Origin of the sequence: Croceicoccus mobilis (assembly GCF_001661965.1) — a bacterium.
In the GTDB taxonomy this organism is placed as follows: domain Bacteria; phylum Pseudomonadota; class Alphaproteobacteria; order Sphingomonadales; family Sphingomonadaceae; genus Croceicoccus; species Croceicoccus mobilis.
Map to the genome: position 1 here is coordinate 30,545 of NZ_LYWZ01000002.1, position 17,456 is coordinate 48,000.

At 62.3% G+C, this 17,456-nt stretch carries 17 protein-coding genes; 8 read left to right on the plus strand and 9 right to left on the minus strand.

Annotation, left to right across the window (positions count from 1 at the left end):
* Positions 1 to 13 precede the first annotated feature (13 nt).
* Together A9D13_RS00360 and A9D13_RS00365 are read right to left on the minus strand one after the other, a co-directional pair.
* Complete coding sequence (locus A9D13_RS00360; protein WP_066768503.1) at positions 14 to 865, minus strand: DUF3800 domain-containing protein; 852 nt, start codon at positions 863 to 865, stop codon at positions 14 to 16.
* A gap of 61 nt (positions 866 to 926) precedes the next feature.
* Positions 927 to 1,982, minus strand: coding sequence for a ribonucleotide-diphosphate reductase subunit beta (locus A9D13_RS00365; RefSeq protein ID WP_066768504.1), 1,056 nt, complete (start codon positions 1,980 to 1,982; stop codon positions 927 to 929).
* 509 nt (positions 1,983 to 2,491) lie between these two features.
* Between A9D13_RS00365 and A9D13_RS00370 the strand changes: the two genes are divergently transcribed.
* Positions 2,492 to 2,722: a hypothetical protein gene (locus tag A9D13_RS00370; RefSeq protein WP_066768505.1), complete on the plus strand. Its 231-nt coding sequence runs from the start codon at positions 2,492 to 2,494 to the stop codon at positions 2,720 to 2,722.
* A gap of 185 nt (positions 2,723 to 2,907) precedes the next feature.
* Here A9D13_RS00370 and A9D13_RS00375 read toward each other — a convergent pair whose 3' ends face one another.
* Positions 2,908 to 3,315: a PepSY domain-containing protein gene (locus tag A9D13_RS00375; RefSeq protein WP_308420409.1), complete on the minus strand. Its 408-nt coding sequence runs from the start codon at positions 3,313 to 3,315 to the stop codon at positions 2,908 to 2,910.
* Positions 3,316 to 3,505: 190 nt separating this feature from the next.
* Here A9D13_RS00375 and A9D13_RS00380 point away from each other — a divergent pair, with 190 nt between their 5' ends.
* The gene (locus tag A9D13_RS00380; protein WP_066768520.1) at positions 3,506 to 3,724 is read left to right on the plus strand and encodes a DUF2171 domain-containing protein; all 219 of its coding nucleotides are present in this window, start codon (positions 3,506 to 3,508) and stop codon (positions 3,722 to 3,724) included.
* A gap of 126 nt (positions 3,725 to 3,850) precedes the next feature.
* Here A9D13_RS00380 and mddA read toward each other — a convergent pair whose 3' ends face one another.
* Both mddA and A9D13_RS00390 read right to left on the minus strand, forming a co-directional pair.
* Positions 3,851 to 4,588: a methanethiol S-methyltransferase gene (mddA, locus tag A9D13_RS00385; RefSeq protein ID WP_066768522.1), complete on the minus strand. Its 738-nt coding sequence runs from the start codon at positions 4,586 to 4,588 to the stop codon at positions 3,851 to 3,853.
* 246 nt (positions 4,589 to 4,834) lie between these two features.
* The gene (locus tag A9D13_RS00390) at positions 4,835 to 6,814 is read right to left on the minus strand and encodes a ribonucleoside-diphosphate reductase subunit alpha (RefSeq protein ID WP_066768523.1); all 1,980 of its coding nucleotides are present in this window, start codon (positions 6,812 to 6,814) and stop codon (positions 4,835 to 4,837) included.
* Between the two features lie 564 nt (positions 6,815 to 7,378).
* Between A9D13_RS00390 and A9D13_RS00395 the strand changes: the two genes are divergently transcribed.
* Entirely contained in the window at positions 7,379 to 7,618 is a 240-nt protein-coding gene (locus tag A9D13_RS00395; RefSeq protein ID WP_066768528.1) for a GlsB/YeaQ/YmgE family stress response membrane protein, read from the plus strand.
* Positions 7,619 to 7,622: 4 nt separating this feature from the next.
* Here the strand turns inward: A9D13_RS00395 and A9D13_RS00400 are convergent, their stop codons facing one another.
* Positions 7,623 to 8,477, minus strand: coding sequence for a GGDEF domain-containing protein (locus A9D13_RS00400; protein WP_066768532.1), 855 nt, complete (start codon positions 8,475 to 8,477; stop codon positions 7,623 to 7,625).
* A gap of 208 nt (positions 8,478 to 8,685) precedes the next feature.
* Positions 8,686 to 10,338 (minus strand): L-aspartate oxidase, encoded by a 1,653-nt coding sequence (gene nadB, locus A9D13_RS00405; RefSeq protein ID WP_066768534.1) that lies wholly within the window; start codon positions 10,336 to 10,338, stop codon positions 8,686 to 8,688.
* Between the two features lie 293 nt (positions 10,339 to 10,631).
* On the opposite strand from nadB, the gene A9D13_RS00415 reads away from it, so the two are divergent.
* Positions 10,632 to 11,813, plus strand: coding sequence for an acetyl-CoA C-acyltransferase family protein (locus A9D13_RS00415; RefSeq protein WP_066768538.1), 1,182 nt, complete (start codon positions 10,632 to 10,634; stop codon positions 11,811 to 11,813).
* Positions 11,814 to 11,998: 185 nt separating this feature from the next.
* Entirely contained in the window at positions 11,999 to 12,631 is a 633-nt protein-coding gene (locus A9D13_RS00420; RefSeq protein ID WP_066768540.1) for a hypothetical protein, read from the plus strand.
* 53 nt (positions 12,632 to 12,684) lie between these two features.
* Here the strand turns inward: A9D13_RS00420 and A9D13_RS00425 are convergent, their stop codons facing one another.
* Positions 12,685 to 13,476: a hypothetical protein gene (locus A9D13_RS00425; RefSeq protein WP_066768547.1), complete on the minus strand. Its 792-nt coding sequence runs from the start codon at positions 13,474 to 13,476 to the stop codon at positions 12,685 to 12,687.
* 306 nt (positions 13,477 to 13,782) lie between these two features.
* Between A9D13_RS00425 and A9D13_RS00430 the strand changes: the two genes are divergently transcribed.
* The 3 genes from A9D13_RS00430 to A9D13_RS00440 all read left to right on the plus strand — a co-directional run bounded on the left by A9D13_RS00430 (position 13,783) and on the right by A9D13_RS00440 (position 17,090).
* Positions 13,783 to 15,012: an MFS transporter gene (locus tag A9D13_RS00430; RefSeq protein WP_066768549.1), complete on the plus strand. Its 1,230-nt coding sequence runs from the start codon at positions 13,783 to 13,785 to the stop codon at positions 15,010 to 15,012.
* 66 nt (positions 15,013 to 15,078) lie between these two features.
* Complete coding sequence (gene argJ / locus A9D13_RS00435; RefSeq protein WP_066768551.1) at positions 15,079 to 16,299, plus strand: bifunctional glutamate N-acetyltransferase/amino-acid acetyltransferase ArgJ; 1,221 nt, start codon at positions 15,079 to 15,081, stop codon at positions 16,297 to 16,299.
* A complete protein-coding gene (locus tag A9D13_RS00440; RefSeq protein ID WP_066768562.1) occupies positions 16,296 to 17,090 on the plus strand; it encodes an inositol monophosphatase family protein in 795 nt (264 codons plus the stop codon). Before argJ ends, A9D13_RS00440 begins: the two co-directional genes overlap by 4 nt.
* Here A9D13_RS00440 and trxA read toward each other — a convergent pair.
* Complete coding sequence (trxA, locus tag A9D13_RS00445; RefSeq protein ID WP_066768564.1) at positions 17,087 to 17,407, minus strand: thioredoxin; 321 nt, start codon at positions 17,405 to 17,407, stop codon at positions 17,087 to 17,089. The genes A9D13_RS00440 and trxA overlap by 4 nt on opposite strands.
* Positions 17,408 to 17,456 lie beyond the last annotated feature (49 nt).

Below are 17,456 nucleotides of genomic sequence, written 5' to 3' on the forward strand. Positions count from 1 at the left end.
GGGCTGCGTGGGGTCACTTTCTCAATCCGGCAGCTTTTTTCGTCCTAGTCTCGTCCTTGATCGAGCCATTAGGGATGAAGAGCCAATGGCGATATGGGCCATCGAACCTGTCGCGACTCCCATTTTTCTCGCCCGTACTTATCCCGACGTTAAAATGGGGATACAGTTCGAAGATCCGGTCCTTAATTGCTTTATAGACCCTTTCCTTTGCCACGGCTCTTTTCGCGCGTCGTTTTGCGGGTGGAATCGGACGAGTATGCTTCTCATTAAGCCGCGATTGAATTCCGCCAAGCACTACATCTAATGCCTGAAGAACGTTGTGGCGTTTTGAATCAACGTCTGCGATGGCTTCATACGGTATATTCACGCCCGCACGGCGCCACCGTGGGTTCGTCGAAAGGGAAGCTAAATACTCTTTAAACTGGTCGAACTTCTCACGATTATGCGGTATATCATCAAGTAAAACGTTGATCGATGCACCATCTTTATCGCCAGCATATTCCAAACCGAAAGCGTGCTTGATGAATTGGTAATATAGCAGGAAGTACTCATTATCGACCTGATATTCGTCTAAAAAACGAACATGCCGGTTTTGAGTAAACATAATCCGGAACTTAATATCACCTCTTTTCACGATGTCAAAAATAGCATTTACAAACTCGATGTACTTGTCAGCATAAGGCTGCGTAATCCTCTGCCATTTTATTTCTTTCTCGCGAATACCCAACCGATCCTTGACCTCCTGCAATTCAGCATGAAGTGCTTGCTGCTTGGAGGCTTCAATCAATGCACCGCCATAAAAATGCGAGTAAAACCTCCCCTTGGAATCTGACTCATCGCAGTAAATGATATATTGAGCGGCCATCTAAATTTGATAGCCGCTCAAATAAATCAAGCAATTGGTGTGCCGACTTAATTCACACCTATCACTCCGCCGCTTCAGTATCCCCGAACAGGCCCGGACCGTCGCTCTCGACCACGTCGTTGGCACTGTCGCCCTTGGCGGCCTTGCGGCGGTTGTCGAAGTTGGACCAGACGGTGTTCCAGTCGCCGCGTGTGGCGCCCTTGGAATATTCGGTGGCGCGGGTTTCGAAGAAATTGGCGTGCTCCACGCCGTTCAGCAGCGGCGAGAGCCAGGGGAGCGGGTGCTCTTCCTGCAGATAAACGGGCTGCAGGCCCAGCTGGCCCAGACGCCAGTCCGCGATATAGCGGATGTATTTCTTGATCTCCTTGGCGCTCATGCCCGGCACCGGGCCCATTTCGAACGCAAGGTCGATGAACGCATCTTCCAGCCGCACCGTGGTCTGGCACTGGTCGATGATGTCTTCCTTGACCGATTTGGTCAGGCAGCCACGCTCGGCGCAGAACGCGTGGAACAGGCGCATGATGCCTTCGCAGTGCAGGGTTTCGTCGCGCACCGACCATGCGACGATCTGGCCCATGCCCTTCATCTTGTTGAAGCGCGGGAAGTTCATCAGCATGGCAAAGCTGCCGAACAGCTGCAGCCCCTCGGTGAAGCCGCCGAACATGGCGAGCGTGCGGGCGATATCCTCATCGCTGTCGACGCCGAAGGTCTGCAGATAGTCGTGCTTGTCCTTCAGCTCGGCATATTCGAGGAACATGCCATATTCGCTTTCGGGCATGCCGATGGTGTCGAGCAGGTGCGAGTAAGCCGCGATATGCACCGTCTCCATGTTGGAGAAGGCGGTGAGCATCATCTTCACTTCCGTAGGCTTGAACACGCGGCCGTATTTCTCGTGGTAGCAATCCTGCACCTCGACATCGGCCTGGGTGAAGAAGCGGAAAATCTGCGTCAGCAGGTTGCGTTCGTGGTCGGACAGCTTCTGCGCCCAGTCGCGGCAATCCTCGCCCAGCGGCACCTCTTCGGGCAGCCAGTGCAGCTGCTGCTGGCGCTTCCAGAAGTCATAGGCCCACGGATATTCGAACGGCTTGTAGGTCTTGCGGGCTTCAAGCAGCGACATGGGGCTATGGTCCTTCGTTAGAGTGCATTTTGGCGCGGGTTCGGGCGTGGTCATCGGTGCGGCCCCCGAAAGGGCCTGTGCCAGATATGGGAACGCCCCCGCTCCGAAGCCACAATATCTAGCAGCAAATGCGGTGCCATGCGCCCCGGTGATGGCGTGAAAAAATCGTTATCAACAGTTGGGACGAAAAGCCGCGCAAAGCCGCGCCCGCCCCCGGCTAAGCAGGCGAGAGGACGCCGGAGCAGCCTGTGGGAAAGCCCGGCATGGCGGTTTGCATGGCCCCGCGCCCGCCCCGATCGCGGCAAAAAAGTCACGCCCTGCCCCATGGTATTTACCATTCGTCGCGCCCGACTCGCCGCTCGTCGTAAAACCCTGCGAATGTGGCAGAAATCGGGCGTTTTGGACGGAACGGGAGGGGCGTTTGCGCCGTTATCCTTACAAGTCCGCCCGGTCGTGCTTTCCCCTTCGCGCCGGGCGGCACACCCAAACCGGGCAAAGGAGAAACCGCGATGGACAACATGACCCCGTCACAGGCCGAAGAAAAGGCCGCGACCCATGGGAATGTCACATCGCGTGAAGGCCGGTTGCCTCAGCCCAAGGGCTGGTGCGCTGGCGGCTATCTCGGCATCGCGGTCACCGGACCGCGTTCCGACATGGCCCACGGCGGATGGGCACGGAATGGAGAGAGGAACGCGGCCAAGAGGCCCGCAAAGGACAAGAAGCGCGACGAGCGCCACTGACAGATCATCAGCCCGGCCGCTCGGTCCGGCGAGGCTGAAACAAGACACAGGGCCGATATCTCATGCAGAGACAGTGCATGGCTCTTCTGGCGGTTCGGAGCCATGGACCTGCCCCCCTTTCGGCAACGACCGGGAGGGGGGCTTTTATATGCGGCCTATCTCCAGAGCCCCTATTTCCAGAACCCCTACTTCCAGAACCAGCGCGGTTTGAGGCTGCGCTTCGACCGGTTCGCCCACATCTGGACATAGAGCCAGATGCCCGAAATCGAGAAGAAGACGAGCGCAAGGCCCGACAGCACCGAAATGGCGGTGCCTATGGGGCCGAAAGTCTCGCCCGAATGCAGGTGGTGGAACGTGCCGACCATGCCGCGAATACCGGTCGCATCCGCGCGCGGCGGCAGGCAGCGCCAGCCATCGGGGCAGGTGAACCCTTCGGGCGGGGTGGCGGCGGCGGCGGCCTCGGGCGTGACCTCTCCTGCCGGCCAGAGCACCGCGACCTGGCTGAGAAAGCCCGTCGCCGCGATCCAGAGCATGAAGATGCCGAAGAAGACAGAAATCCAGCGGTGCCATTTGCGCATGTGAATAATTCCAATCCAGAACCGATGCCACCGCCCTCACTCAGGCCCGGCGGCCAAACAAGCCGCGCTTTGTCGCAAGCTGTATCGCGCGTCTAGGCGAAACGTTGCGCCCACGCGATGGGTCGAGGAACGGGCAAGGGGCCGGACCGTTGTATAATCGAACGTCAAATCAATGGGTTATTATAAAGGCCCGGAAAGGTTATCTATGTTTGAGAAGCTTCGTATCAAGGAACATATGGAAGTTGCAGACGCACGCGGCCAGCATGTCGGCACCGTCGACGATGTGGAAGACAACCGCATCAAGCTGACCCGTTCGGATTCGGAAGATGGGATGCACCATTTCCTCAACCTCGACGATGTCGAGAAGATCGACGACAACCGCGTCTATCTGAAGGAAGGCGTGCGGATTCCGCAGGGCGTCTGACGCATTTTCGAACCGTTCCGCAGGCAGGGAATCTCCTGCCATGCGGTAACGATAGGGCCCCGGCACCTGTCTTAACAGGCGCCGGGGCCTTGTCGCGTCTGAACGCCTTCAAAGGGAGGGTAGCCCCTATCCCTTGCCCCACAGACGCGGGGTGATCATGCCGACGCGGTTCCGGTAATCTTCGTAGTCCTTGCCGAACACATCGACGAGATCGCGCTCCTCCATCGGGATTGCGACCAGCATATAGCTCGACAGCCCGGCGGCGAGGACGAGATGCCCCACGCTCATGTAAGGCGTGGCCCAGATGGCGATGAAGAAGCCGAGATAGAGCGGGTGCCGCACGATCTTGTACAAAAGCGGCTGGCGCAGTTTCGGATGCGGCATTTCTTTCCCGCGCCAGTGCGCCCAGGCCTGGTGCAGGCCGAACAATTCGAAATGGTTGATGAGAAACGTGCTGAACAGGACCAGCAGCCAGCCCAGCGCGAACAAAGCCTGCAATCCCGCCACCAGTACCGGCATTTCCACGTGCCACACATAGGCCGGGACCGGCCGCCACAGCAGCATCAGCACCAGCAGCACCAGAGAGGATGACAGCACATAGGTGCTGCGCTCCATCTCGGGCGGGATGATGCGCGTCCATGCCGCCTTGAAGCTTTTGCGCGCCATCAGCGAATGCTGGATCCCGAACAGGCCGATCAGCCCGACATCGGTCGCCAGCGCCACGCCGATATGCGCGATCGGGCCGCGATCAACGGTAAAGGGCAGCATCGGGAAATTGCCGACAAAGCCGAGGAACAACAGAAACAGGGCGAAAAACGCCGCATAGCAGATGGCGGCATAGATCATGACGAACGGCCGGGGCATGGGATGATCTCCCTCTCCACGAGCGACCCGCTGCGCGCAGCCTAGCATGGTTCGGCCCTACGCGACATAGCGCCCGCATCCATGCAAATCAGCGGCTTAGCAGGCGGTACTTTTGTCTTCTCAATTCGGTCATCGGCCATAGGCGGATCATGGGCAGCCTGTGAGGCGCAAGACAAAGGGCGCGGGAGACGATCTGCCTCCCGCGCCCCTTGTTTCCTGTGGCGTGCCGGTCGGGGCGAGCCCGTTTTACTGGCAGGCGAGGCATTCCTCGTAATCGGTGGAATCGCCCGAATTCAGCTCGAACTTCGTCGCCTCGCGGGTGTTGTCCGCTTCCACGCCGCCAGCGAAACCGGCGCGCTGCACCGATTTTGAGCGCAGGTAATAGAGCGACTTGATGCCCATCTCCCACGCGCGGAAGTGCAGCATGAGGAGGTCCCACTTGTCGACATCGGCCGGGATGAAGAGGTTGAGGCTCTGCGCCTGGTCGATGAAGGGCGTGCGATCCGCCGCGAATTCGAGCAGCCAGCGCTGGTCGATCTCGAAGCTGGTCTTGAAAGTCGCCTTTTCTTCGGGCGTCAGGAAGTCGAGGTGCTGGACCGAACCGCCATGTTCGAGGATCGAGTTCCAGACATTGGTCGAATCCTTCGACTTTTCGGCCAGCATCTTCTGCAGATGCGGGTTCTTGACGACGAACGAACCCGACAGCGTCTTGTGGGTGTAGATGTTCGCCGGGATCGGCTCGATGCAGGCGCTGGTGCCGCCGCAGATGATCGAGATCGACGCGGTCGGCGCGATCGCCATCTTGCAGCTGAAACGCTCCATCACGCCCATGTCCTCGGCGTCGGGGCACGGGCCGCGCTCCTTGGCGAGCATCATCGATGCTTCGTTCGCCTTGGCGTTGATGTGCTTGAACATCTGCAGGTTGATGGCCTTGGCCATCGCGCTTTCGAAACCGATGCCGCGCGACTGCAGGTAGGAGTGGAAGCCCATCACGCCCATGCCGACGCTGCGCTCACGCGAGGCGGCATATTTGGCGCGCGCCATCTCGTCCGGCGCGCGGTCGATATAGTCCTGCAGGACATTGTCGAGGAAGCGCATGACGTCCTCGATGAAATTCTTGTCGCCCTTCCACTCGTCCCAGGTCTCAAGATTGACCGAGGACAGGCAGCAGACCGCGGTGCGATCATTGCCAAGGTGGTCGCGGCCCGTCGGCAGGGTGATTTCCGAGCACAGGTTCGAGGTCGAGACCTTGAGGCCCAGATCGCGGTGATGCTTGGGCATCATGCGGTTCACCGTGTCGGAGAACACGAAGTAAGGCTCACCCGTGCGCAGGCGTACCTCGACCAGCTTCTGGAACAGGGCGCGGGCGTTGACGGTCGAGCGGACCGAACCGTCCTTGGGGCTCTTGAGGTCGAAGTCCGCCCCGTCGCGCACCGCTTCCATGAACTCGTCGGTGAGCAGCACGCCGTGGTGCAGGTTGAGCGCCTTACGGTTGAAGTCGCCCGTGGTGGTGCGGATTTCGAGGAATTCCTCGATCTCGGGGTGATGTACGTCGATATAGCAGGCAGCCGAACCGCGGCGCAGCGAACCCTGCGAAATCGCCAGCGTCAGCGAATCCATGACGCGGACGAAGGGAATGATGCCGCTGGTCTTGCCGTTCAGGCCGACCGGCTCCCCGATGCCGCGCACATTGCCCCAATAGGTGCCGATGCCGCCGCCGCGCGATGCCAGCCAGACGTTCTCGTTCCAGGTGTCGACGATGCCATTCAGGCTGTCCTCGACGCTATTGAGATAGCACGAGATCGGCAGACCGCGCCCGGTGCCGCCGTTCGACAACACGGGAGTGGCGGGCATGAACCAGAGCTTCGAAATATAGTCGTACAGGCGCTGCGCATGCTCCTGATCGTCCGCATAGGCGTCGGCCACGCGGGCGAAGAGATCCTGATAGGTCTCGTTCGGCAGCAAATAGCGATCGTTCAGCGTTTCCTTACCGAACTCGGTCAGCTTGGCATCGCGGCTGTCGTCGGTTTTAATCGTGAAGCGGCGCTCGGCCACGTCCTTGGACGAGAGCTTCTTCGCAGGGGTCGCGGCGGCCTTCATGGCATTGGCCATGGCTTCGCCGGCTGCCTGCTCGACCGAAGGCTTTTCCGCAGTGGGGGTATCCACGTCGCTGCTCGTCACCTGAACCTCACCATCATGACCTGCTTCACCGTTCCTGAAATCCATCGTTCGCCCCACTGTCCGCCCATGGCGCCAATTCGCCGGTTACCGATCCTGTCCGGGCCCGCCCGGGCACCGGAAAACTCAATTTGCCGAAGGCGCAGATCCGGCCCGCATCACCCGTGGTGAGACATCGCCAAATCGATCTGCAGCCCCCGTCCAGCGCGCCGGATCCATGCCGTTTTCGGCCCGCATTTCCTTGTATGACCACTGCGAAATCGCCCTTTCGGCCCGGTTTCGCGGCAATCGCGGGGCAATGCCCTGCCACAAGGTCTTGCGGTCGGTCTGTCGCGCCAACCGCTAGGGATAGTGCCTCAAAGGCTTTGCCGTTCAAGCGCAAGTTTTCCACCGAAGTCCACATGCAACACTGCGCTGCCCGCGCGGCTCGCCGCACAAGAGCGTTGCAAGAGGCGGCGGGGCGTTAAAAAAACTTTTCCACCACTTCGTTGCGCATCTTTCGCGGCCCCCAATATGGGGTTTCATAAGGGTAAATACGAGTCTTCGGCCCCTGCCCCATGGCATGGCCGATCACGAATCAGGCATCATCCGGCAACAGGGGACAAAGGCCACATGCTCAACATCATCGGCGCGATTCTCGGCGGGCTCATCATCGGCGCTCTCGCCCGCTGGTTCTATCCCGGCGATGTCGACATGGGGTGGATCGCGACGATCCTGCTTGGCATCGGCGGTTCGCTGGCGGCAGGGCTGATCACCAGCCGCGGCAGCCGCGAGTTCAGCCGCGCGGGCTGCCTCGCCTCGATCCTGGGCGCGATGGCGCTGATCTTCCTGGGGCGCGTTCTGCTGACCTAGGGGATCAGGCCGCTGCGACAATGGCTGCGGCGCGCGTTTCCTTGACCGCGTAGAGATGCGTGTCGGCGATATCCATTGCCGTTTCCAGTGCCTGTTTCCCGCGCTTTTCCAGCGGGGCAAGCCCATAGGTGAAGGTAACGGGATTGCCGTCGATCACGGCATCGGGCCTCTCGATCAGCGCGTCGCGGATTCGTTCGATCACGCGGCTCGCCTCGCCTGCATCAAGGCCGGGGAAGAACACCACGAATTCATCGCCGCCCCAGCGGCCCGATATATCGGTCGCGCGCAGGAATTCGGCGATGCGCCGGGCAAAGCCGCGCAGCACCTTGTCGCCTTCGGCATGGCCCAGACGGTCGTTGACCTGCTTGAACCTGTCGCCATCCAATAGCGCCAGCGTACCCGAACGTCCGCCTATCAGCGCCTGATCGACCGAAGCCTCGAACCCGCGGCGATTGCGAAGGCCGGTCAGCGTATCGGTCAGTGCCGCCTCGCGCAGCCGGTCGAGCTGCGACACCGTCGCATCGACTGCCAGCGCCACCGAAGATAGGAGTTCGCCCGCCATGTCGGCCCCCCCGGTCGGCACGTTCGCGACCTTTTGCCCCTGCTGCAATTGCTGAAGCCGCAGCGTTGCGATGCGCAGCGGCATCAGCAGCCCCGCCAGCGCCGCGATACCGAAGATGCTGCCCGCGACGGTTGCGGCAAGCAGCGCGATCGCGATGCCCCAGTCGATCTCCGCCCGGATCGCCGCCATCCCGCCATAGGTGATGAGCGGGATATGCACCGCAAGGAAGCAGGTCGCGAATATCCTGACGCCGTAATGGCGCGGGAAGATGAAGCGGGTGGCGTTGTAAAAGCGCATGGCTGGCACGTATTCCTTTCGGCGACCTGATCCCGAAAGTGCCTGATACGAATACAAGAAAGCGTCACCGATCACGGTTGACGACATGACTGCGAACGCGGTTAAGCTTTTCGCAACCACCGCGCCGCGCCGAAATGCGCAAATTCCATCATTTGATCTAGCGCAGAAAGGTTAAGCCTTTCCAACCGCTGGCTTAACCTCGGCCGCCCTAGGGCACGAGCACCGTATCGCGTGCGATTTCCAGCGTTTCGGGATAGTCCAAAGTGAAGTGCAGACCGCGGCTTTCGTGCCGTTTCAGTGCCGACATCACGATCAATTGCGCACATTGATGCAGATTTCTCAGCTCGATCAGATCGGTCGAGACGCGGAAGGAGCCGTAGTAATCCTCGATCTCCTGCCCCAAGAGCGCGATGCGGTGCGCGGCGCGCTCCAGCCGTTTCGTCGTGCGCACGATGCCGACATAGTTCCACATGAAGCGGCGGATCTCGGTCCAGTTCTGCTTGATGACGACTTCCTCGTCCGCCTCGGTCACGCGGCTGGCGTCCCATTCGCGGATCGGCGGCGGAGCGTCGAGATCGTCCCAGCAGGCGAGGATGTCGCGCGCGGCGGCATCGCCGAAAACGAAACATTCCAGCAGCGAGTTTGACGCAAGCCGGTTCGCGCCATGCAGGCCGCTCTCGGTGCATTCGCCCGCCGCCCACAGGCCCGGCAGATCGGTGCGCGCATCGAGACCGATGAGGATGCCGCCACAGGTGTAATGCTGGGCGGGCACGACCGGGATCGGCCCAGTCGTCATGTCGATGCCCAGGCCGAGCAGCTTTTCATGGATCGTGGGGAAATGCTCCCTCACGAACTCTGCTGGCATGTGGCTGATGTCGAGATGGACGTAGTCGAGGCCGAAACGCTTGATCTCTGAATCGATGGCGCGGGCGACGATGTCGCGCGGGGCCAACTCCAGCCTTTCGGGATCATAGCTTTCCATGAAGCGCGCGCCGGTGCGCGGATTGATCAGCCGCCCGCCCTCGCCGCGCACGGCCTCGGTAATCAGGAAATTCTTGACCTCCAGGTTATAGAGGCAGGTCGGGTGGAACTGCATCATCTCCATGTTGGAGGTGCGCGCCCCTGCCCGCCATGCCATGGCGATGCCGTCGCCGGTCGCGCCGCGCGGCGCGGTGGAGAACTGGTAGACGCGCCCCGCCCCGCCTGCCGCCATCACCGTGGCGCGCGCGATATGGGTTTCGACCGCGCCCGTTTCCTGATTCACGGCATAAACACCCCAGACCCGGCCCGATCCTGAATATTTCTCCTCATGCCGTCCGGTGACGAGGTCGATGCACGCCCGCCCCGGCAGCAGGGTGATGTTTGGATTCTCTTCGGCGGCCTTCAGCAAAGCGGCCTGCACCGCCCAGCCGGTGGCGTCGTTCACATGGACGATGCGGCGATGCGAATGCCCGCCTTCACGCGTCAGATGCAGATCGCGCCCTGCTGTTTCCTTTTGGCCATCGCTGTCCTCATCCTCATGCTCGCGGTTGAAAGGCACGCCAAGGTCGATCAGCCGCTGGATCGAGGCGGGTGCACGCTCGATCACGAATTCCACGGTCTCCTGCCGGTTCAGCCCTGCGCCCGCGATCATCGTGTCGCGGATATGGTCCTCGAACGTGTCGCCCTCGTCCAGCACGGCGGCGATGCCGCCTTGCGCCCATGCGGTCGATCCCGATTGCAGCGTGCCCTTGGCCAGCACCAGCACCTTGAGCCGCTCTGCCAATACCAGCGCCGCCGACAGGCCTGCCGCACCCGATCCTACGATGATGACGTCATGGTCGCGCGGGGCGGGAGACGCAGTGGTGATTTTCTCGGCCATGGGCAGTCAAAGCTTTCATCATCTGCGGGCGGCTGGCGCCCCGGACGCGCCGCCTTGCCATCACCACGGGCGGGCAGGCAAGCCCCGTAGTCACAGGCGCGGCTGCATGACCGCATCCGCCACGAGACGGGCCATGCATAGGATGAAGGTCGGGCTAGCGAAATTATCGATCGCGATGCACCTCTGGACTGTCACAGTTGATCTGCTAACCCACAACCAACTACTGCGACCTTCGTCAACGTACCCATAGGGCAGGCCATCGCGGGCCCGCCACAAGTCAAGAGGATGCATCCATGACCGACGTCTATCTCGTTTCCGCGGCTCGCACCGCGATCGGCACCTTCGGCGGCTCGCTCGCGAACGAGAAGCCGGGCGAGCTTTGCTCCCTCACGATCAAGGCCGCACTGGAGCGTGCCGGCATTTCGCCCGAGCTGGTCGAGCATACGGTCATCGGCAATGTCGTCCCGTGCGAACCGCGCGATGCCTATGTCTCGCGCATCGCGGCGGTAGAGGCCGGCATCCCGGTCGCCGCCCCTTCGCTCACGCTCAACCGCCTGTGCGGTTCGGGCATGCAGGCGATCGTGTCGGCGGCGCAGCACATCATGCTGGGCGATCACAACATCTGCATCGGCGGCGGCGCCGAAGTCATGAGCCGCGCGCCCTATTTCGCGATGAACACGCGCTTTGGCCTGAAGCTGGGTGACGGCGTGATCGCCGACGGCATGCTGGGCGCGCTGCAGGACCCGTTCCATCGCTATCACATGGGCATCACGGCAGAGAACGTGGCCGAGAAGTACCAGGTCACGCGTGAGGACCAGGATGCTTTCGCCGCCGAAAGCCAGCGCCGTGCCGCCGCCGCGATCGAGGCGGGCTATTTCAAGGACCAGATTGTTCCGATCGAGGTCAAGGTGAAGCGCGACATGGTCAGCTTCGACACGGACGAGCATGTGAAGGCCGGCACTACCGCCGAAAAGCTTGCTGGCCTGCGCCCCGCATTCAAGAAGGATGGCGGCACCGTCACGGCCGGCAACGCATCGGGCATCAACGATGGCGCGGCCGCGACCGTCCTTGCCAGCGAAGCCGCGGTCAAGGAACACGGGCTGAAGCCGCTGGCACGCCTTGTTTCGTATGGCCATGCAGGCGTGGACCCGGCCTATATGGGCATCGGCCCGGTCCCGGCATCGGAAAACGCGCTCAAGAAGGCGGGCATTTCCAAGGACGATCTCGACGTCATCGAATCGAACGAGGCTTTCGCCGCGCAGGCCTGCGCCGTGTCGAAGCAGCTGGGTCTCGACCCGGCCAAGGTGAACCCCAACGGTTCGGGCATTTCGCTGGGCCACCCCATCGGCGCGACCGGCGCGATGCTGGTGACCAAGCTCGCCTATGAACTGCAGCGCAGCGGCGGCAAGATGGGTCTTGCCACCATGTGCATCGGCGGCGGTCAGGGCATCGCCACGGTGTGGGAAGCGGTCTGACCGTTTCGGCCCTTACCGGCACACGAACACAAAGGGCGGCCCATCGCGGGCCGCCCTTTTCGATTCGGGCACCCTTCTACCTAATCGCAATTGTCACGAATGCAGTGAAATCGCAGTATTGCGGTCGCAAATGGAAATTGCAGGGCCGGGGGAATCCGAAATTGATAGGAAAATACTGGGCTGTTTTGCGCCAATACTGGCCCGTTCCGACATTGCGTGACTTCCGGGCGATTGCCGCCGCGCTTTTGTTCGGCGCGGTTTCTCTGGCCATGCTGGCGCTCGCCATGGCGGCCACGGGAAGAGAGGGGCGCACTTTCACCGGCGAACCGCAGGACGTTCTGAAAGGCGACTGGTATGTGGGCGCCTTCTCCAGCCTTGGCGGGGTTGTCTGGTTCGCATGCGCCGCGATCCTCACCTTTGCGCTGGCGTTCTGGCCCCGGCATTTCAAGGTGCTGGCAGCCGCCGCCATGCTGTCATGGGCGATGGGGATCGACGATATCTTCCTGCTGCACGACCATGTCTACCCGATGATCTATTTGCGGCAGGAACTGGTCTTTCTGGGCTATTTCGGGGCGGCGGGCGGCATCTTGCTGATGTGCGCCCATGAAATGCCGCCGCGCACCACCATCGGGACTGCCGCCACCATCGGCTTCTGGGGCCTGTCGGCCGTGCTCGACCAGTTCTTCAACTTCCTCGACCAGTCCTTCGAGGACGGGGCCAAGTTCGTTGGCATCTGCGTATGGGCAGCGACTTGGATCGCGCAAAGCTACGATTCCATGCGCGACCGGGCCGACCCGCTGCCTGCCCCACCTGCATAAGCAAAAGGGCGGCCCGCTTGTCGCGAGGCCGCCCCCTCCCTGACCCGGCAGGATCAGCGGCAGTTGCGCTTCGGGATCGAATGGATGTCGTCGACATCGCCCGAACGCGTCCGGACCGAGATGCACTGTTTCGTGCTGCGGTTCCAATAGGTCCGCTCATGGCCTGAACTCAGCTCGTCCTTGCCCATGTAGCGATAGCCGCGCCGGCCCAGTTCGCTGTCGACGTAGGAATTGGAGCGGCCCACCAGATCGCGATAGCCCGAGTGGCTGCTATAGCCGCCGCGACTGTCATAGCCGCTGCGATAGCTGGTCTTATGGTTGCGCTCTTCCACGCCCGCGGAATAGCCGTGGCTGTATTCACTGGCGCTGGAATAATTGTGATAGCCCTGATGATAGAGGCCGTCGCGATAGCCACGTTCGAAATCGGCGGTGCCGCGTTCGTCATAATCGCGGTCGTCGCGGTGGTGCGATTTGGACGCCAGCGCCGCCACGCCGATCAGCGCCGCAGCGCCAATGGCGATGGCCGCGGTATTGTCATTGCCTTTCCGGCCGCAATCGCTGGCGCTTACTTCCTTGATCGCGGCGTAGCGCCCGTCGCTGGTCAGCACGCGCGCGCATTTCTTGGTCGATGCGCGCCACCAATAGCTGTAGCGACCGGCATCCGACGGGGACGAGTGGTGCATTTCCCAACCGCGGCTCTGCATCGCGCTTTCGCCGGAACTGGCGCGCGCATCGACAAGGTCGGCGATATTGGACGGCGGGTTCGCATAGGCTGAGCCCGAAACGACAAGCATTGCAGCCGCGCCGGCCAATGCTGCCGTATTCTTTACGCAATCAAAGGTCATTTCAGATCCCCTCTTTTGGTGAAGAGATTGTGAACTTGTATCGCGGGCCATGTCCACGCCCATGTTTTTCTGAAAATTTCCTGTAAGAGAACCTTATTTTCAGGCCCTTATTTTGAAATAAGTCAGTTATGACCCTAGCAACGTCGTTTAACCGACACATCCTTCCACGCACATGTTCCATCAAACCGATTCGGCAAGCGATCCGGTTCGCATATTGCCGGCGGGCGCGATTTTCCCGCGCGAAGCACCATCGCCCAAAGGTCGGGTTTGCCCTCTTCCGCCGCGCCGCCTAGCCTGCATCCCGCAATGAATGGAAAGGCTGCCCCCCGGCCCGCCAGAGGTCGCTGGCTGGCCCTGTCGATGACCTGCGCGGCGCTGGTGCTGGTGATGACGAGCTGGTTTTCCGCAACCGCCGTGCTGCCTGCGCTGGCCGCACATTGGGGGCTGACGGCAGGGGATGCAGCATGGCTCACGATCTGGGTGCAGATCGGCTTTGTCGCGGGCGCGCTGTTCGCCAGCATTACCGGGCTTCCCGATATCGTGTCGCCGCGCCTTGTCATGGGGCTGTCCGCCCTGCTGGCGGCGCTGTCCAATATCGCGCTGCTATGGGCACCGGATGCGGGTTTCGCCTATGCGGCGCGCTTTGTCACCGGCTTTGCGCTGGCGGGCGTGTATCCGCCCGCGATGAAGCTGATCTCGACCTGGTTCGTGCATGGACGCGGCACCGCGCTGGGCGTGGTTGTGGGGGCCTTGACGCTGGGGTCGGCATCGCCGCACCTGATCCGGGCGCTGGCGGTCGGGCCGGATTGGCGGGCGGTCATCACCGCTTCGACCGTCTGTGTCGCAGTCGGGGCCTTCACCATGGGCGTGCTCGTGCGCGAAGGGCCGTTCCCCTTCGCCCGCGCCAGCTTCGATCCGGCCAAGCTGGGCGCGGTGCTGCGCGACCGGCCGCTACTGCTCGCCAACATCGGCTATTTCGGACACATGTGGGAGCTGTATGCGATGTGGGGCTGGTTCCTCGCCTTTGCCGCCGCTGCGCTTCCGGCGCTGGGATTGGTGGATGCTGCGTCGGCCTCTCTGCTGGCGTTCGGGGTGATCGCATCGGGACTGGCGGGCGCAGTTGCGGGCGGATTGCTGGCCGACAGGATCGGGCGGACGGCGACGGCGGCGATCATGCTGGCATTGTCGGGGCTGTGCGCACTCACCATCGGCTTTGCCTTCGACGGGCCGCTATGGCTGCTGGTCGCGATCGGTGTGCTCTGGGGCGTAACCGTCATCGGCGACAGCGCGCAGTTTTCCGCCATGGCGACCGAACTTGCCGATCGCAGCCAGGTCGGCGCGGCGCTGGCACTGCAACTGGGACTTGGCTTTGCCCTGACGGTGGTTTCGATCCGGCTGACCCCGGTGGTGGCCGACTGGATCGGCTGGCGCTGGACGTTCCTGATCCTCGTCCCCGGACCGGTCGTGGGGCTGATCGCGATGATGCTGCTGCGCCGCCATCCCGGCGCGGTGCGGATCGCGCATGGTTTGCGTTGAGGGACTGGGTCAAGCCGCACAAGGTGCTTGCCTGCACAGGGCGCGCGCCATAAGCACCGCGCCATTATGGAACGCTCTCCCCTCGCCCGCCCCTTTCCGCAGCTTCCCGCCATTGCCGGGGCCACGCCGCGCATCGCGCGCGCAGGCTACAAGAACTGGGGCCGTTGCGACCTGACCTATGTCGAACTGGACGAAGGCACCGCCGTCGCGGGCGTGTTCACGAAGAACATTTGCTGCTCTTCCGAAGTCGAGCTGGGACGCGAGCAGGTGAAGCTGGGCCGGGCCCGCGCGCTGATCGTCAATGCGGGCAATTCAAACGCCTTCACCGGCTATCGCGGGCGTGAGGCGGTGGAAGCGATCATGGTCGAGGTCGCCACCCATATGGGCTGCGAACCCAGCGACGTGTTCGTGTCCTCCACCGGCGTGATCGGCGTACCGCTCCCCACCGACAAGGCGCGCGAGGGGCTGGCAAAGGTGTTCCATGCAGAGCCGTGCAGCTGGGAAGAGGCCGCCAACACCATCGGCACCACGGACACTTTTGCAAAAGGTGCACATGCCAGCGCGATGGTCGGCGACACCCGCGTCGAATTCAGCGCCATCATCAAGGGCAGCGGCATGATCGCGCCCGACATGGCGACGATGCTGGGCTATGTCTTCACCGACGCCAATGTCGCGCCCGCCTTCCTGCAGCAGTGCCTGTCGGCCATCAACGAGGAAACATTTTCCTGCATCACGGTCGATGGCGACACCTCGACCAGCGACACGGTGCTGGCCTTTGCCACCGGCAAGGCGGGGAACGAAGAGATCACCGGCCCCGACAGCCCCGGCGCGGACGCTTTTGCCGCCGCGCTTGCCGATGTCTGCCGCCAGCTTTCGCATCTTGTCGTGCGCGACGGCGAAGGGGCGCAGAAATTCATCGAGATCGCGGTGACCGGAGCAAAGAGCGATGAAAGCGCGCGCCGCGTCGGCCTTGCCATCGCCAATTCGCCGCTGGTGAAGACCGCGATCGCGGGCGAGGACGCGAACTGGGGCCGCGTCGTGATGGCCGTGGGCAAGGCCGGCGAACCGGCGGATCGCGACAGGCTCTCAATCGGGTTCGGCGGCGTGTGGACGGCAAAGGACGGGCAGCCGCTGGCCGATTACGACGAAGCGCCGGTGGCCGAGCATCTGAAGGGGCAGGACGTGCGGATCGATGTCGACCTTGGCATGGGCGATGGCCGGGCCACGGTGTGGACCTGCGATCTCACCCATGGCTACATCACCATCAACGCGGATTACCGGACATGAGCGCACTTGAAACCGCCGTCGCCGATCTGATGCGCGATGTCGCCGCCAAGGCGATCATGCCGCGCTACCAGTCGCTGTCTGCCGGAGAGATCATCGAGAAGGCCGAGGACGATGTCGTCACCATCGCCGACCGCGAAAGCGAGGCGATGCTGGCCGAGGGATTGGCGAAGATCCTGCCCGAAGCCGCCATCGTGGGCGAGGAATCGGTACATGCCGATGCCAGCGTGATGGACCGGCGCGGCGCGGATCTGTGCTGGATCATTGATCCATTGGACGGCACCAATAATTTCGCCAAGGGCAAGCCGCCTTTCGGCATCATCATCGCATTGGCCGAAAAAGGTGAGACCCATGCCGGCTGGCTGTGGGACCCGCTGCAGGACCGGATCTGCTTTGCCGAGCGCGGCAAGGGCGCTTTTGTCAACGGCGAGCGCATTGCCGCGCGCGAGACCGGCGAGGACATGCCCGTCGCCGCGATCAGCACGATCTTCATGGACGAGGCGCAGCGCCACCAGGTGAAGCAGAACATCGCGCCTTATTTCCAGCTGGTCGACATTCCGCGATGCGCGGCGGAGCAATATCCGCGGCTGGCGCTTGGCGTAAACGATGTGTCGGTGTTTCAGCGCACGCTGGCGTGGGACCACGCGGCGGGCGTTCTGTGGCTGAACGAAGCGGGCGGCAGGGCCGCGCGGCTCGACGGATCAGCTTATCGGCCGGACCAGGACGGCACCGGCCTGCTGGCGGCGGCAAGCCCGGCCCTGTGGGACAAGCTCGCCGCCTGCATACCGGATTAGAGCTCGCCTTCGAGCCAGCTCTTCAGCGCACCCTTGGGCGCAGCGCCCAGCTTGCGCGCAACGGGTTCGCCGTTTTTGAACAATACCATCAGCGGGATCGACTGCACGCCCATCTGGCCGGGCACGCCGGTGTTTTCCATGATGTCCATCTTGGCGATGGTGACCTGCTCGCCCAGCTCTTCGCTGATCTCTTCCAGCGCGGGGGCGATCATCTTGCACGGGCCGCACCAGTCGGCCCAGAAATCGACCAGCACGGGCTTGTCGGACTTCAATACGTCTTCTTCGAAGCTGGCGTCGGTGACGGCAACGGTCGGCATGGATCTATCTCCTGTAGTCGCGCAAGGGGGCCGCGCGGGGAAAGTCTTG